Here is a 15,421-nt window from a genome sequence, read left to right on the forward strand (position 1 = left end):
TCGACCCACTGAGAACGCAACCATTTGTGAGTCTATTAAAACGCGTTAGTATTACCACGCGGTTAAGATGCTGGAATCAGTGCGATTTTTTTGAGAAGTTGATAACCATAGCTTACAGGTGAAAAATCGCAGTGCCTAAAGCAGCGAGGCAAGCCGCGGAACGATCGGCAGATAAGGCGCCTCGAATAACTCCTCGCGTTCGAAGCGGCTGCCGGTTTTCGTCAGCCGCACCATGCGACACTCGTTCTCGGAAATCATCAGCGGCGCGATCATCGAGCCGCCGGAAACGAGCTGGTCGGTATAAAAGCGCGGCATCGCGTTGAACGCCGCTGTCACCAGGATGCGGTCGAAGGTGCCCTCACCCTGCATGCCGGCGCTGCCGTCGGCCTGGCGGATGACGACGCTGCGCAAACCAAGCGATTCCATGCGCCGCTGCGCGGCTGATGTCAGCGTCTTGTAGCGGTCGATGGACAGAACACGCTCGGCCAGGCGGCCCATCACGGCGGCGGTAAAGCCGCTTCCAGTGCCGATCTCCAAGACGCGCTGGCCGGGCCTGAGCTTCAGGTGATGCAGGATGCGGACGGCAAAATCGATGCCTTCGAGGAAGGAGCCGCATTCGATCGGGATGGTCCGACTCGAATAGGCGTCGTCGGCGAATTGCGGCGGCACGAACAACGAACGCTGCGTCTGCTCGACCGCCGTCAGCAGATCGAGGTCTGAGATGCCTTCGGCACGCAATCTGAGGACGAGCGCCGCAAAGCCCTCCTTCTCCGCCAGTCTTGCCGTCAAACTTGTGCTCCGTATCCCAAGGCTCGCGCCACGCGGTCCGTCACGGAATAATCGGTCAGATCCAGTTTCAAAGGCGTTACCGAAATCTTATTATGCTTCAGGGCGTGAATATCGGTGCCTTCGACGAAGGCGCCGGCACGTTCGCCGAACTTCAGCCAGTAGTAAGGAAATCCCCGGCCGTCGGAGCGGGCGTCGACCTGCAGATTGAAGGCGAGCTTGCCCTGCATGGTCACCTCGGCGCCGTCGACCTCGTCAGGACGGCAGTTCGGGAAATTCAGATTGAGGAACGTGCCCTCCGGCAGGTCCAGAACCATCAGCTTTTCCAGAAGAGCCGGCGCATGCGTCTCGCAGACCTCCCAGGGCACGATGCGTGCGCCGTCCTCATAGAGATAGGCCTGGCTCAGCGCGAAGGAGCGCACGCCCTGCATCGTGCCCTCGATGGCGCCGGCGATCGTGCCGGAATAGGTCACGTCGTCGGCGACGTTCGAGCCTGAATTGACGCCTGACAGGACGAGATCCGGCTTGATGTCCATCACCTGCCTGATGCCCATGATAACGCAATCGGTCGGCGTGCCGCGCAGGGCGAAATGCTTGTCGGAAATCTTGCGCAGCCGCAAAGGTTCGGAGAGGCTCAGCGAATGGGCCAAGCCGCTCTGGTCGGTCTCGGGCGCCACGATCCAGACATCGTCGGACAGCGTGCGCGCGATCCGCTCCAGCGCGGCAAGACCTTCGGCGTGAATGCCGTCGTCATTCGTAAGCAGGATGCGCATCGCCTCAAGCCGCCCGTTCGATTTTGGTCAATCCGCCCATATAAGGCAGCAAAACGTCCGGAATCGTGACGGAACCATCCTCGTTCAGATAATTTTCTAGGACGGCGATCAGGCAGCGACCGACGGCGGTGCCGGAACCGTTCAGCGTGTGGACGAACCTGTTGCTCTTGTCGTCCTTGCCGCGGTAGCGCGCATTCATCCGCCGGCCCTGAAAATCGCCGCAGACCGAGCAGGAGGAGATTTCGCGGAAGGTATTCTGCCCCGGCAGCCAGACTTCGAGATCGTAGGTCTTGCGCGCGCCGAAGCCCATATCGCCGGTGCAAAGCGTCACCGTGCGGAAATGCAGGCCGAGGCGCTTCAGCACTTCCTCGGCGCAGGCGGTCATGCGCTCATGCTCGGCAACGGCGCTCTCGGCATCGGTGATCGAGACGAGCTCGCATTTCCAGAACTGATGCTGGCGCAGCATGCCACGCGTATCGCGGCCCGCGGAGCCTGCTTCCGAACGGAAGGACGGCGTTAACGCGGTGAAGCGAAGCGGCAGCTTTTCCTGATCGAGGATTTCCTCGCGCACCAGATTGGTCAGCGTCACTTCGGCCGTCGGAATCAACCAGCGTCCATCAGTCGTCCTGAAAAGATCGTCGGCGAATTTCGGCAATTGGGCGGTGCCATAGACGGCCTCGTCGCGCACCATCAAGGGCGAGCTGACTTCGGTATAACTGTGCTCGCTGGTGTGGAGATCGATCATGAACTGTCCGAGCGCGCGCTCGAGCCTGGCGAGAGGCCCGGTCAGAACCGTGAAGCGCGAGCCGGAGAGCTTGGCGGCGCGCTCGAAATCCATATAGCCGAGCGCTTCGCCGATTTCGAAGTGTTCTTTCGGTGCGTGGTTCCAGCGTGGCTTTTCGCCGACGATGCGGGTGACGACATTGTCATGCTCGTCCTTGCCGACCGGGACGTCGTCGAAGGGTATGTTCGGGATGCGCGACAGCGCATCGTTGAGTTCGGCCGTCAGTTGCCGGTCTTCTTCCTCGATCGCCGGCAGCAAGGTCTTGAGTTCAGAGACCTCCGACTTCAGCTTCTCCGCCAGCTCGCTATTCTTCTGGGCCATCGCCGCGCCAATCTCCTTGGAGGCGAGGTTACGGCGGGACAGCAGGTCCTGCGCCTTCTGCACAGCGGAGCGGCGCTTTTCATCGAGGGCAACGAGACTTTGGGCCAGAGGCTCCGCGCCGCGCTTGGCGAGGGCGGCATTGAGCGCTTCGGGATTCTCACGGATCCATTTGATATCGAGCATCGTCGTTCCAGGTCGTTGCAACAGAGGTGGCCCGGCCAAAGCCTGATATGGCCTCGACCGGATGTTACAGCGCCGCCCTGTCTTTTCAGACGCGCAAAGGACACCGCAACACTTTGAATTGCTGCTTAATTCCTTAAACCGATTCCGATTTAAGGAATACGCAGTCGACGGCGTTCATGAAGGGATTTCCGGGATCGCCGCTCAGACGCTGTCCGTCTTGGCAACGTCTGCGGATCCGGTTTCCTTTTCGACCGCCCGCCGGGCACGCTGGCGCTCCACGAGTCGCGCCGCATAGATGGAAATCTCGTAGAGAAGGATCGTCGGTATCGCAAGGCCGATCTGGGACATCGGGTCCGGCGGCGTCAGCACGGCAGCGACTACGAAGGCGAGGACGATGGCAAACTTGCGCTTTTCGGCGAGCCATTGCGACGTCAGAAGACCGACACGGGCGAGCAGCGTGGTGATGACAGGCAGTTGGAAGACGAGTCCGAAGGAAAAGACCAGCGTCATGATCAGGCTCAGATATTCCGAGACCTTCGGCATCAGCGAGATCGCTATTTCGTCATGACCCGGCGCCTGCTGCATCGACAGGAAGAACCACATGACCATCGGCGTGAAGAAGAAATAGACGAGCGCACCGCCCATCAGGAACAGGACCGGAGAGGCGACTAGGAACGGCAGGAAAGCCTGACGCTCGTTCTTGTAGAGGCCGGGCGCCACGAACTTGTAGACCTGGGCGGCGATGATCGGGAAAGCGACCACAAGGCCGCCGAACATCGCCACCTTGACCTGGGTGAAGAAGAACTCCTGCGGCGCGGTGTAGATGAGTTGGGCCTTCTCGACGTCGAGATTAGCCCACACGACCGCTGTCTTGTATGGGATGACCAGATAATTGAAGAGATTCTTGGCAAAAAAGAAGCATGCAATGAAGGCGGCGAAAAACGCGCCGATCGACCACATCAGCCGCGTACGCAGCTCCATCAGGTGCTCGATCAACGGCTGCGGCTTGTCTTCGATATCACCGCTCATGCCTCGTCCTTCTTTGTCTGCGCAGGCTTCTTCGGCGTTGCAGGCTTCCTGACCGCCGTCGTGCGTTTCGGCTTTTCCACAGGCGCTGCAACGGCGGCCGCGGCATCGACCTGGTCAGCAGGCTTGACGCGCGGCTTGCGCACGGCTTTCGGTTTGGCCGCAAGCCTATCGGCCTGCACAATCGCTGCTGCGACGGGTTCAGGCGACACAGGTGTCGCTACCAATGGCGGCGTTTCCGGCAGGCTCATCGACGGCGTCGGAGCTGCGACGGCATCGGGCGGCACCTCGGTCTTGTTCTCCGTGACCGTGGTCGACTTCTGCAGGTCGGCCTTGATCTCGTTGCCCATTTGGCGAAGCGGGTTCATCGCCTCGCGCAGGCTGTTGACCGGGTTCAGTTTCTGGGCGTCGCTGATTGTCTGGCGGACATCGTCAAGCTCGGCTTCGCGCAACGCTTCATCGAATTGCACACGGAAATCACCCGCAACCTTGCGGGCACGCTGCGTCATCTTGCCGAAAGCGCGCAGCATCGGCGGCAAATCCTTCGGACCGACGACCACGATCAGTACGACCGCGATGACCAAAAGCTCGGTCCAGCCAATATCGAACATGCAAGGCTCCTGGACGGGAAGCGCGGGGGCTGCGCTTTTTCCCGGACTTGGTTACTTCGTTTCGTCGGCCTTGTGATCGACGGTCTTTGCCGTATCCGGCGCGTCTTCGTCCGTCATGCCCTTCTTGAAGCTCTTGATGCCCTTGGCAACATCACCCATCAGTTCAGGGATCTTGCCGCGACCGAACAACAACAGCACGATGACCAGAACGATCAACCAGTGCCACATGCTAAAGGAACCCATCATTACGCCAACTCCCTGTTTCTATGTTCCCACGATGTGGGGATTTCCCACACCGTTTCCAACATCAAGCCCTTTGAATTGAGCTTAATGTCACGGTATCGCCCTTTGTGACAAGCCATCGACCCATCGAAAAGTGGTGGCCACCATTGTTTTCGCCATGCATGGCAAAAGCAAGACGCAGGCCCCTCAATCTTCGGAGGTGCCGCGCGGTGCCAGCAATCCCAGTTCCTCGAGGTCCATCTGGGTGATCGGGTCCTCGTCCTCGGTCAGTTCGTCGTTCATCAACGGCGAGGGAATGTTGAAGTTCGCCGGAATGCGGCCCGACAGCAAGCCCGCTCCCTTCAACTCTTCGAGACCGGGCAGGTCACGCAGCTCTTCGAGACCGAAATGGTCGAGGAAATCCCGTGTCGTGCCCAATGTCACCGGCCGGCCCGGCGTGCGCCGGCGGCCACGGAACCGCACCCAGCCAGCTTCCATCAGCACGTCGAGCGTGCCGCGCGAGGTCTGGACGCCTCGGATATCCTCGATTTCGGCACGCGTCACCGGCTGGTGATAGGCGATGATCGCCAGCACTTCCAGTGCGGCGCGCGAAAGCTTCTTCACCTCATTGTCATCACGGCGGATGACGAAGGACAGGTCGGCGGCGGTGCGGAAGGCCCAGGCGCCTTCGACCTGCACGAGATTGACGCCGCGCGGCGCATATTGCTCCTTCAGGCGGAGCATGATCGCGTGCACGTCGGTCTCCTCAGGCAAGCGCTCGGCGAGGAAGCCTTCGGAGACCGGTTGCGAGGAGGCGAAGACCAGCGCCTCGGCGATGCGCTCGGCCTCGATCTCGGCCTGCAGCTCGCGGCTCCTGTCTTCGAAATTGCCTTCGAAATCCTCTTCGCCCTTCAGATCGATCAAGCCGGCCGCTCCTGTTCGACCACCTGCAGCGTGGCATGTTTCGGACCGCGGCGCATGTATATTGGCTGAAAGGCGCCGTCCTGGCGGATTTCGAGCTTGCCCTCGCGCACCAGCTCCAACGAGGCGGCAAAGGCGCTGGCGATTGCCGTGACGCGCTCTTCGGGCGCTGCGAGATACCGCAGCAGATAATGTTCCATCGCCGTCCAGTCGGCGACCTCGCCGATCATCTGGGTCAGCAGCTCACGGGCATCGGTCAGCGACCAGACGCTGCGCCGCTCGATCGTCACCTGGGTGACGGCATGGCGCTGGCGCAGCGCCGCATAGGCGGTCAGGAGATCATAAAGGCTCGCCGCATAAGCGGATTGCTGGCGATCGGGAATATGCTCGGGCGCGCCGCGCACAAAGATATCGCGGCCGAGGCGATTGCGGTTGACGAGGCCGTCTGCCGCCTGGCGCATGGCTTCGAGGCGTTTCAGGCGGAAGGCGAGCGTTGCCGCCAGTTCCTCGCCGGAAGGGCCGTCATCCTTGACCTGCTGGGGAATGAGCAGCTTCGATTTGAGATAGGCAAGCCAGGCCGCCATGACGAGGTAATCCGCGGCAAGCTCAATGCGGATACGCCGGGCGCTTTCGATGAACAACAGATATTGCTCGGCGAGCGCCAGCACCGAAATGCGCGACAGATCGACCTTCTGGTTGCGGGCGAGATAGAGCAACAGGTCGAGCGGGCCTTCGAAGCCGGCGACGTCGATCACCAGCGCCGGCTCGTGGCTGGCGCGCTCGGCACCGTTATCCTGCCACAGCTTGTCCATCGGCGTTGCCGCCTGCGGACGTTCCGTGCCCTTGACCGTGTTCACCTAACTGCTCCCTTACGATCAAACCGTCGCAAACATCGCCTCGAATTCCGCCCTCAATTCCGCTTCATCGGCGGTATCCGGCGCCGCGAAGCCCGCTTCCACCGCTTTTGCGCGGGCAAGCGATATGCCGGCGAGCGGCGGAACATTTGCCACAACCTCCCGCATCTCGTCCATATTGCCATTGCAATGCAGCACGATATCGCATCCGCCTGCAATGATATTCGCTGCACGTTCACCGATCGTGCCGGAAAGAGCGTTCATCGAGCTGTCGTCGGAGAGCAGCAGACCATTAAAGCCGATGTGCTCGCGGATGATGTCGTCGATCACCTTGCGCGAGGTCGTCGCCGGATTGTCCGGGTCGATGGCGGCGAAAACGACGTGGCAGGTCATGGCCATCAACTCGTCCTTCATCGCGACAAAGGGCGGGAAATCATGGAGCTCCAGCTCATCGCGCGAAACGGCGACGACGGGCAGTTCCAGATGTGAATCCGCAAAGCCGCGACCATGGCCTGGCATATGCTTCATGACAGGCAACAGGCCGCCGGCCCTCAGCCCCTCGGCAGCCGCCCGGCCCATCGCGATGACGGTCTGCGGATCGCCGCCATAGGCGCGGTCGCCGATGACGTTGCTGCTGCCCGCGACCGGCACATCGAGCACCGGCAGGCAATCGACATCGATGCCGAGGCTCGAAAGGTCGAAGGCGTGCAGCCGCGACATCAGCCAGGCGGCGCGCAGGCCGAGTGCGGGATCGCGGCGATAGAGATCGCCGAGCGCCTGACCGGAAGGATAACGCGCCAGAACGGGTGGACGGATGCGCTGGACACGGCCGCCCTCCTGGTCGATCAGCACCGGCGCATGCCAGCCGACGCTGTCGCGCAGTTCGGCGACGAGATCGGCGATCTGTCGTGCTTCGGAGATGTTGCGCCCGAAGAGGATGAAGCCCCAGGGTCGTTCGCTCCGGTAAAAGGCTTTCTCTTCGGATGTGAGGGCAAGGCCGCTACAGCCAAGGATCATCGCTTTTGATTCGGTCATGCAAGAATCATAGACGGCGCCCGGCCAAATGCGAGCAAGGTCGGGCTCGATGCACAAAAAAGAGCGGCGGGCCGATCCGGCCCGCCGCTCTTATATTCAGACGCGATCCTACCTGGAGATCAGGCAGCTTCCACCCGCCGCGCGATACTGTTCGCACAGTGCTGCGGCCTCATCCTTGGAACCGGCCGGAATGCGGACACGGTAGAAAGTACCCTTGCCGGCGATATCGGCCCTGCGGATCTCATGACTGCGGCCGCCAAGCACGCTGGCGAATTTCTTCGACAGGTTGGCATAGGATTTGGTCGCCTCGTCTTCCGAAGGCAGGGAGGCGATCTGGATGCCGTAGCCGCCGGCGGATGCAGCCTGCTGCGGCTTTGCGGCGACTGGTGCTGCGGCCGCGACCTCCGTCGTCTTCGGTTGCTGGGCGGGCGGGCGGACATTGCCCTTCTCGGTCACTGTGCCGACGACGTTGACGGGCTGGTCGGCCGGACGCGCTGTCGGAATGGGAGCGGTATCGGCAATCCCCGAAGTCTTGACAGGGCGCACCGGCGAAGCGACCGGAGCCGGGTTTGCGGCCTGCGCGTCGGCACTGCCGGCGAGCGGCGGCTGTACCGGCGCGGTTTCGACGGGGGCTGCAGAACGCGCATCGGCGGAAGCAACCTCGGCGCTTGCCGGGAAGCTTGCGGCCGTTCCACCGACGGGAGGTACAGCCGGGGTCGATTGCGCGGACGGGGTCGACGGAGCCGTCAATGCCGGCTGAGCCGGCGTCATCGGCTGGGCAGACGGCGTCGCCTGAGCAGACTGTGTCGGCTCGTCGACGGGTGCCGGTTCCTCGCGGGCGACCAACGTACCGTCAGGCTTGACGATCATCGTGCGGACCTTGCGCGGCGAAACGGATGGCGTCTTGTCAGTGTTGGTTGCCGAAGCGTTGTCGACGTTGTCCTGGGTTGGCAGCAGACGCGGATCCTCCGTCTCACCGACCGCAGTCGGCGTGACCTGATCGTCGACGCTGGCGTTCTCGTCGTCCTCGGGCAGCGCTTCCGGTGTCAGCGTGCGCTGGACCACATCGACGGGCGCCTCATCGGAAGAAACGAGCGCCTTCTGCTTCGGCTCTTCGGCAGAACCCGCAACGCGGTCGTAGACCGCCTTATCCTGGTTCGGCACGGTCTTGCCGCCAGGATTTTCCGGAACGACCTTGACAGGCTCCTTGTCGGCGGTGATCACGCGCGGCTCGCCGATTGCTACAATGCCGAGCCCTTCGCCGTTCCAGACGGAGGAATAGACGCCATAACCGACGCCGGCAAAGACCACGAGCACGACGGCCCCGGCAAGCAGTTGGCGCATCGACCGAGCGCGGCTGAAATCAGCGGCCTGGCTTGCCGATTCAATGCGGACCTCGGAGGTCTCGCGGCGCTCGACAGGCTCGCGCACGCTGCGGCGGAAATCTTCCTCCAGCGCCCGTTCGAAATCATCGAGGCCATCGGCGATGGTGGGCTTGACCGGCTTTGCAGCGGCGGCGGCCGTATCCCGGACCGGCGTCGGCGTTTGCCGCGGTTTGGCCGGTTCAAAGAAGCTGGCAATCTCGGCGTCGAGATCGAAATCGAAATCCGCAGATTTCGCGACCGGCGCGGGCTGCTCGACCGGCGGCAGCGCCGGCACGTGCATGTCGTCGACGGCCTCGGGACGATCCTCCGGATCGGAGATCATCGCCGGATCGAATGGCAGATCTTCGGTCGATTCGGAGACAGGCGTCCAGTTGAAAGCCGGAGCCGGAGCTTGAGCCTGCGGCTCGGGAACGAAGGCCGGAGCGGACCGTGCAGGAGCGGCAGCAGCCTGCTCAAAAGCAGGAGCCGGCGGCTCAGGAGCAAAAACCGGAGCGGGGCGAGGAGCGACGGCAGCGGCCTGCTGGGGAGCAGGGGCTGGTGGCTCAGGCTGCGGTGCGGGCTCGGACGGCTCGGAGAAATCGAGATCGGTCAGTTCCAGCTCGATGCCGGCAAGATCCAGCTCGAAATCATGGCCGGCAAAGGGGTCGTCGGCTTCCGGTGCCGGCTGCGGCGTCGGCGAATATGCCGCTGCGGCAGGCTGAGGCGTAACGACATCAGCAAGCTGCGGCGCGATCGGTCTTGCGGCTTCGGCCGCATAGACCGGAGCCGGCTCGACCGGGGCAGACCGGACGGGTGCTACGGCGAGCGGTGCGGGCGCGATCACCTCGAACTGAACAGGTGCGGCAGCCACGGGAGCGGTCGGAACGGGCGCTGCCTCGATCGATGCGGGTTGCTGCGACACAGGCCCCGGAGTGGCACGTTGCGGCACCGGATAACGCGAGACGTCGGCGAGCAGATCGTCGAGATCGAATGTGCCAGCGGTATGCGGAACATCCGGCACGACCTCGGTCAGCGCGGCATCGGCCTGGATCTCGCCTTCGACGGCGGCAGCGATGAGATCAAAACCGGCGTCGGACCCGAAATCGTCCAGCTCTTCCTCTACTTCGACAAATTCTTCGGCCTTGGCGGCCTCTTCCGGCGCTATCACCTCATCATGGCGATCGAGTTCGGCGGGAAAGCCAAGTGACGGAGAAGCGGATTCGAATTCCTCGGAAGGCTCGACAGCGGCGACAAGCGCCGACGGCTCGACGACAGGTTGAGGCTCGACCACAGGAAGATCGGCGGATGGCGCCTCAGCAACCGGTGCGGCGACCGTTTCGGCCACAGGCTCCGGCAAAACAACCGGTTCCTCGCGCCTCGGGGCATGGAAATTGGCAAGCGGCAGCCTGATGCTGGCAGCCGACCATTGCGGCGCCTTGGTGGGCTGCACCAGCGAAGAGACCGGTGCTGCGCCGATCGACAGTTCAAGCTCCTCGATCAGGTCGCGCGCACCGCCGAAGGCCGATTGCACCGACGCGTCGGGCTCGGGAGAACGCTGCTCCGCCCAGTCGGCGGCGGATGCCTCCTCATTCCCTGCGGCGGGCAAAGCTTCTTCGGCCTCAACGGCAGCGACGGAAACCGAAACCGGCTCAGGAGCCTGCGCATGTTCGGCAGCGGAAGAAGCATCGAGAACGGGCTCGACGTAATCTTCAGGCGTGAGGTCATCAGAGATCGGTTCGGCGGGCCGGTCGAGCTCTGCAAGCGGACGTGGCGAATCGTAGCGGTCGAACTCGCGCCCAAGCTCGTCCTCGAGATCTAGGGCAGGCTCGCGCCGTGTGCTCTCCGTCACCGTATTCGCTGCAACACGTGGCTCGAAGCCGACGATCCGGGCAAGTTCAGCCAACGGATCATCGTCGGCAAACAGATCGTTTTTTCCGCGCGTATCATACGCAAGTTGTTTATCAGCCATGCCTATTCCCACTCGCAAACGCCAACGCTCAAATGCCAGCGCATTGTGGGGAAATGGTGACGTTATCGCATTTCGTCCGGTGCGGCAGTGCCTGTAATGGCAAGTCCCGACTTCAAAACCGACGCGACGGCGTACACCAGCCCAAGTCTGGCAATAGTTGATTCTCGGTTTTTATCATTAACAAATCGTAATTCCGGCTGATCTTTACCTTTGTTCCAGTGCGCGTGGAAGGAACTAGCGAGGTCGTAGAGGTAAAAAGCGATACGATGCGGCTCCTGCGACTGGGCCGCCGCCTCGACGATACGCGGGAATTCAGCAAGCTTGGCGACAAGCTGCAATTCGGCCGGATCGCCAATGCCTGCAACGGTTTTTGCCAGTTTCTCGTGGGAGACGTCGAGGTCGGGAAAAGCCTCCCTCGCCTGCCGAAAGACCGACATGCAGCGAGCATGCGCATACTGCACATAAAAAACAGGATTATCTTTCGACTGTTCCGTCACTTTGGCGAAATCGAAGTCGAGCGGCTCGGAATTCTTGCGGTAAAGCATCATAAACCGGACCGAATCACGGCCGACTTCTTCGACGACGTCCCGAAGCGTGACGAAATCGCCCGAGCGTTTCGACATCTTCACCGGCTCGCCATTGCGATAGAGCTTGACGAGCTGGCAGAGCAGCACCGTCAGCTTCGCCTTACCATCCGAAACACCGCGTGCAACCGCTTCCAGGCGCTTGACGTAGCCGCCGTGGTCGGCGCCGAGCACATAGATCATCTCGTCGAAACCGCGGTCGAACTTGTTCTTGAAGTAGGCGACGTCGGCGGCGAAATAGGTGTAGGAACCGTCCGACTTGATCAGCGGCCGGTCGATATCGTCGCCCACCTCGGTCGAACGGAACAATGTCTGTTCGCGATCTTCCCAGTCCTCAGGAAGCTGGCCCTTCGGCGGCGGCAGCGTGCCCTTGTAGACATAGCCCTTGAAGGTCAGGTCGTTGATCGCCGTGCGGATCGCAGCTGCAACATTGGCATGCAGGGTGCGTTCGGAGAAGAAGACGTCGTGATGGACGTTCAGAGCCGCCAGATCCTCACGGATCATCACCATCATCGCATCGATGGTGCGATCCTTGACGATCGGCATCCATTGGTCTTCCGGCATGTTGTGCAGCCGCACACCGTAATCGGCGGCAAGCGACTGGCCGACGGGCACGAGATAGTCGCCGGGATAGAGACCCGAGGGGATTTCGCCGATCTTTTCGCCGAGCGCTTCGCGATAGCGCAGGAAGACGGACCGGGCGAGCACGTCAATCTGCGAGCCGGCATCGTTGATGTAATATTCCTTCTCGACGCCGTAACCGGCAAAAGCGAGCAGGTTGGCGAGCGCGTCGCCCACGACGGCGCCCCGGCAATGGCCGACATGCATAGGGCCGGTCGGATTGGCCGAGACATATTCGACATTGACCTTCTTGCCCTCGCCGAGCGTCGAGCGGCCGTAATCGGTGCCGGCGCCGATCATCGAGGCGAGCAACCGCTGCCAGTAACCGACGGCGAGACGGATGTTGATGAAGCCGGGACCCGCGACCGAGACATCGGCGACGTCGGCATCCTCCTTGAGCTTGGCGATGATGACGTCGGCCAGTGCGCGCGGATTGGTTCCGAGCGGTTTTGCCAGCACCATTGCGGCATTGGTCGCGACATCGCCATGGCTCGCGTCACGCGGCGGCTCGACCGTGATGCGGCCGAAATCGAGCTCGGATCGCTTTTCCCTGACCAGATCGATCTGTTCAAGGGCGGTTTTGATCCTGGCTTCGAAGTCGGTAAAAAGGTTCATCGCACTCTTCCATGCATAGGCTGTGCCAAAGGCTCAAATCGGCCCTCGGCGTGGGCGACCGCTGCCTATCGCAAATCCGGAGTGTGGTCAAACAACCGCCTGTGGGCGCTGATCGCATATGTGTCGGTCATGCCGGCGAGATAATCGCCGACATGGCGGGCCTTCGGCGCATCGGACAGGCCGGCGATATGATCGACCCAGTAATGGCTTTGCATCTCCTTGGGATTGGCCATGTAGGCGGCAAAGAGATCGGTGACGATCTGGGCGGCACCGGCACGGATGCGCATGATATCGGGATTGCGGTAGATGCGCTTGAAGAGCATGGCCTTGATCTGCCTGTCGGTCTCGGCCATTCCCTCGGAAAAGGTGGCAATAACCCGGTCGGCAGCGCGGATGTCGGCCGCATTCTCAGGGCGGAGGAGCGACAGGCGCTGCTGTGCCACGCCGATCACGTCTTCGACCATGCGAGTAATCTGGCGGCGCATGATCTCATGGGTGAAGCGGCTCGGCTCCAGATGCGGATATCGCGCCCTCACCTCGGCCATCAGCCCGGCAAGAAACGGGATTTCCTCCAGCATGTCGAAAGTCAGGTAGCCGGAGCGCAGACCGTCGTCGATATCGTGGGTATTATAGGCGATGTCGTCGGCGATCGCCGCGACCTGGGCTTCAAGGCTGGCATAGGTTGCAAGCTCGAGATCGTGCAGCTCGCAATAATCGAGGATCGGCTGAGGAACGGGACCGCGGGTGCCGACTCCATCAGCCGTCAGAAGCGGACCATTGTGCTTGACGAGACCTTCGAGGCTTTCCCAGGTCAGGTTGATGCCGTCAAATTCGGCATAACGCCTCTCCAGTTTGGTCACGATGCGCAGCGATTGGGCATTGTGATCGAAGCCGCCATAGGGCAGCAGCACCTCGTGCAGCGCGTCCTCGCCGGTATGACCGAACGGCGTATGGCCGAAATCGTGCACGAGCGCCACGCCTTCGGCCAGATCCTCATCGAGCTTCAGGGCACGGGCAAGCGCGCGGGCGATCTGGGCCACCTCGATCGTGTGCGTCAGCCGGGTGCGGTAATGATCGCCGTCCTGGGCGATGAAGACCTGGGTCTTGTGCTTCAGCCGGCGGAAGGCGGTGGTGTGGACGATGCGGTCGCGGTCGCGCTGGAAATCGGAGCGCGTCGGGCTTCCGTCCTCCTGATAGAGCCGCCCGCGCGTCGTCCAGGGGTCGGCCGCATAAACCGCCCTCTCACTGCTGCCGAAACCCAAAGCACGCGTATCGATCGTCATTCTTCACCGTCATCCTGCATGTTGCTGCATCTGCCCATTGACGCCGCCTAACGCTCTTCATACCTATAGCCCGATGAAACGGCAAAGAGGCGCTTTCTTAACCGCTTCGGCGCATCATCGCCTTTTCGCGAATATCATGGTAAGTTTCTTTGATATCAGGCATTTGAACATTCAAGTGCCAAAACCCATTCTCTCCGGATCTTGACCCCGGCAGGAGGAAACATGACGGATACGAGTGTAACCCTTTCAGATGCTGCGGCAAAGCGTATCGCTGCGATCGTCGGCGCCGAAGCCGGCAAGAGCGCCTTGCGCGTTTCTGTCGAGGGCGGCGGCTGTTCGGGCTTTTCCTACAAGTTCGATCTTGCCGACAGCGCCGCCGACGACGACATCATCGTCGAAAAGAACGATGCCAAGGTGCTGATCGACAGCCTTTCGCTGGTTTATATGGCGGGCTCGGAGATCGACTTCGTCGACAATCTGCTTGGCCAATCGTTCCAGATCAAGAACCCGAACGCGGTGGCAAGCTGCGGCTGCGGCACCAGTTTCTCGATCTGAACGTCTAAACGCACATACTCCCCATCAAACCGGCCGAAGAATTCCTTCCGGCCGGTTTATCGTCTTGTCCGGCGGCGAAAGACCGCGATAAAAGAAGCGCACGAAGCGAACAGGGCGAAGAGATGAAGATCGCGACTTGGAACATCAACGGCGTCAAGGCGCGCATCGACAATCTCACGCAATGGCTGAAGGATTCCGATCCGGATATCGTCTGCCTGCAGGAGATCAAGACGGTCGACGAGGGTTTTCCGCGGCTGGAGATCGAGGCGCTCGGCTATCACGTCGAGACGCACGGCCAGAAGGGCTTCAACGGCGTGGCGATCCTTTCCAAAAGTTCACCTTTCGAAGTGAACCGCGGCCTGCCCGGCGATCCGCTGGACGAACAGGCGCGTTTCCTCGAAGCGGCGTTCACGCTGTCCGACACGCGCATCCTGCGCGTCTGCTGCATCTACCTGCCGAACGGCAATCCCGTCGAAACGGAGAAATATCCCTACAAGCTCGCCTGGATGGAGCGCCTACGGACGTTCGCCGCCGAACGGCTGGCCTATGAGGAAATGCTGGTCCTTGCCGGCGATTACAACGTCATCCCGGAACCGCACGACTGCTTCGATCCCAAGGTCTGGGAAAACGACGCGCTGTTTCTGCCGCAGACGCGGGAGGCTTTCCGCCGGCTTGAAAATCTCGGCCTGACGGATGCGGTGCGCGCCACGACGGATGCGACGCAGTTCTATTCCTTCTGGGATTATCAGGCCGGCGCCTGGCCGAAGAACAACGGCATCCGCATCGACCATTTGCTGCTGTCGCCGGAAGCTGCCGACCGGATGACGTCGGCTGCGATCGAAAAACATGTGCGGGCCTGGGAAAAGCCGTCCGACCACGTGCCCGTCATCGCCTATTTCGATTTCGCAGCCTGA

Annotated in this window: 14 protein-coding genes; 2 read left to right on the forward strand and 12 right to left on the reverse strand. The window is 61.7% G+C overall.

What is annotated here, in order from left to right:
- Window positions 1–135 precede the first annotated feature (135 nt).
- The 12 genes from HFO71_RS18010 to HFO71_RS18065 form a co-directional block, all read right to left on the reverse strand.
- The gene (locus HFO71_RS18010) at window positions 136–789 is read right to left on the reverse strand and encodes a protein-L-isoaspartate(D-aspartate) O-methyltransferase (RefSeq protein ID WP_131640233.1); all 654 of its coding nucleotides are present in this window, start codon (window positions 787–789) and stop codon (window positions 136–138) included.
- On the reverse strand, window positions 786–1,559 hold the full coding sequence (surE, locus tag HFO71_RS18015; protein WP_017991200.1) for a 5'/3'-nucleotidase SurE: 774 nt from the start codon (window positions 1,557–1,559) through the stop codon (window positions 786–788). Before surE ends, HFO71_RS18010 begins: the two co-directional genes overlap by 4 nt.
- Window positions 1,560–1,563: 4 nt before the next feature.
- Window positions 1,564–2,847, reverse strand: a complete 1,284-nt coding sequence (gene serS / locus HFO71_RS18020) for a serine--tRNA ligase (RefSeq protein ID WP_168258308.1) — start codon at window positions 2,845–2,847, stop codon at window positions 1,564–1,566.
- A 201-nt stretch (window positions 2,848–3,048) separates the two neighbouring features.
- Complete coding sequence (gene tatC, locus HFO71_RS18025; RefSeq protein ID WP_131640235.1) at window positions 3,049–3,876, reverse strand: twin-arginine translocase subunit TatC; 828 nt, start codon at window positions 3,874–3,876, stop codon at window positions 3,049–3,051.
- Window positions 3,873–4,484, reverse strand: coding sequence for a Sec-independent protein translocase protein TatB (gene tatB, locus HFO71_RS18030; RefSeq protein ID WP_168258307.1), 612 nt, complete (start codon window positions 4,482–4,484; stop codon window positions 3,873–3,875). Before tatB ends, tatC begins: the two co-directional genes overlap by 4 nt.
- Window positions 4,485–4,535: 51 nt before the next feature.
- Window positions 4,536–4,727: a twin-arginine translocase TatA/TatE family subunit gene (locus HFO71_RS18035; RefSeq protein WP_003538990.1), complete on the reverse strand. Its 192-nt coding sequence runs from the start codon at window positions 4,725–4,727 to the stop codon at window positions 4,536–4,538.
- A gap of 186 nt (window positions 4,728–4,913) precedes the next feature.
- A complete protein-coding gene (gene scpB / locus HFO71_RS18040) occupies window positions 4,914–5,630 on the reverse strand; it encodes an SMC-Scp complex subunit ScpB (protein WP_131640237.1) in 717 nt (238 codons plus the stop codon).
- Window positions 5,627–6,484 (reverse strand): segregation and condensation protein A, encoded by an 858-nt coding sequence (locus HFO71_RS18045; protein ID WP_131640238.1) that lies wholly within the window; start codon window positions 6,482–6,484, stop codon window positions 5,627–5,629. Before HFO71_RS18045 ends, scpB begins: the two co-directional genes overlap by 4 nt.
- A gap of 18 nt (window positions 6,485–6,502) precedes the next feature.
- Complete coding sequence (nagZ, locus tag HFO71_RS18050) at window positions 6,503–7,516, reverse strand: beta-N-acetylhexosaminidase (protein ID WP_077981172.1); 1,014 nt, start codon at window positions 7,514–7,516, stop codon at window positions 6,503–6,505.
- A gap of 108 nt (window positions 7,517–7,624) precedes the next feature.
- Window positions 7,625–10,849 carry an SPOR domain-containing protein gene (locus HFO71_RS18055; protein WP_231285358.1) on the reverse strand — a complete coding sequence of 1,075 codons (3,225 nt, stop codon included), beginning with the start codon at window positions 10,847–10,849 and terminating at the stop codon, window positions 7,625–7,627.
- A 62-nt stretch (window positions 10,850–10,911) separates the two neighbouring features.
- Window positions 10,912–12,669, reverse strand: coding sequence for an arginine--tRNA ligase (gene argS / locus HFO71_RS18060; protein WP_131640240.1), 1,758 nt, complete (start codon window positions 12,667–12,669; stop codon window positions 10,912–10,914).
- 65 nt (window positions 12,670–12,734) lie between these two features.
- On the reverse strand, window positions 12,735–13,952 hold the full coding sequence (locus HFO71_RS18065; protein WP_065279719.1) for a deoxyguanosinetriphosphate triphosphohydrolase: 1,218 nt from the start codon (window positions 13,950–13,952) through the stop codon (window positions 12,735–12,737).
- 222 nt (window positions 13,953–14,174) lie between these two features.
- Between HFO71_RS18065 and erpA the strand changes: the two genes are divergently transcribed.
- Together erpA and xth are read left to right on the forward strand one after the other, a co-directional pair.
- Window positions 14,175–14,507: an iron-sulfur cluster insertion protein ErpA gene (gene erpA / locus HFO71_RS18070; RefSeq protein ID WP_017960192.1), complete on the forward strand. Its 333-nt coding sequence runs from the start codon at window positions 14,175–14,177 to the stop codon at window positions 14,505–14,507.
- Window positions 14,508–14,629: 122 nt separating this feature from the next.
- A complete protein-coding gene (xth, locus tag HFO71_RS18075; protein ID WP_131640241.1) occupies window positions 14,630–15,421 on the forward strand; it encodes an exodeoxyribonuclease III in 792 nt (263 codons plus the stop codon).

The organism is Rhizobium laguerreae (genome assembly GCF_019778565.1).
GTDB classification, from domain to species: domain Bacteria; phylum Pseudomonadota; class Alphaproteobacteria; order Rhizobiales; family Rhizobiaceae; genus Rhizobium; species Rhizobium laguerreae.

Coding starts and splice junctions, on each gene's coding strand:
- erpA (WP_017960192.1), top strand. CDS start 14,175: ATGACGGATACGAGTGTAACCCTTTCAGATGCTGCGGCAAAGCGTATC.
- tatB (WP_168258307.1), bottom strand. CDS start 4,484: ATGTTCGATATTGGCTGGACCGAGCTTTTGGTCATCGCGGTCGTACTG.
- serS (WP_168258308.1), bottom strand. CDS start 2,847: ATGCTCGATATCAAATGGATCCGTGAGAATCCCGAAGCGCTCAATGCC.
- nagZ (WP_077981172.1), bottom strand. CDS start 7,516: ATGACCGAATCAAAAGCGATGATCCTTGGCTGTAGCGGCCTTGCCCTC.
- tatC (WP_131640235.1), bottom strand. CDS start 3,876: ATGAGCGGTGATATCGAAGACAAGCCGCAGCCGTTGATCGAGCACCTG.
- HFO71_RS18035 (WP_003538990.1), bottom strand. CDS start 4,727: ATGGGTTCCTTTAGCATGTGGCACTGGTTGATCGTTCTGGTCATCGTG.
- xth (WP_131640241.1), top strand. CDS start 14,630: ATGAAGATCGCGACTTGGAACATCAACGGCGTCAAGGCGCGCATCGAC.
- argS (WP_131640240.1), bottom strand. CDS start 12,669: ATGAACCTTTTTACCGACTTCGAAGCCAGGATCAAAACCGCCCTTGAA.
- HFO71_RS18065 (WP_065279719.1), bottom strand. CDS start 13,952: ATGACGATCGATACGCGTGCTTTGGGTTTCGGCAGCAGTGAGAGGGCG.
- surE (WP_017991200.1), bottom strand. CDS start 1,559: ATGCGCATCCTGCTTACGAATGACGACGGCATTCACGCCGAAGGTCTT.
- HFO71_RS18055 (WP_231285358.1), bottom strand. CDS start 10,849: ATGGCTGATAAACAACTTGCGTATGATACGCGCGGAAAAAACGATCTG.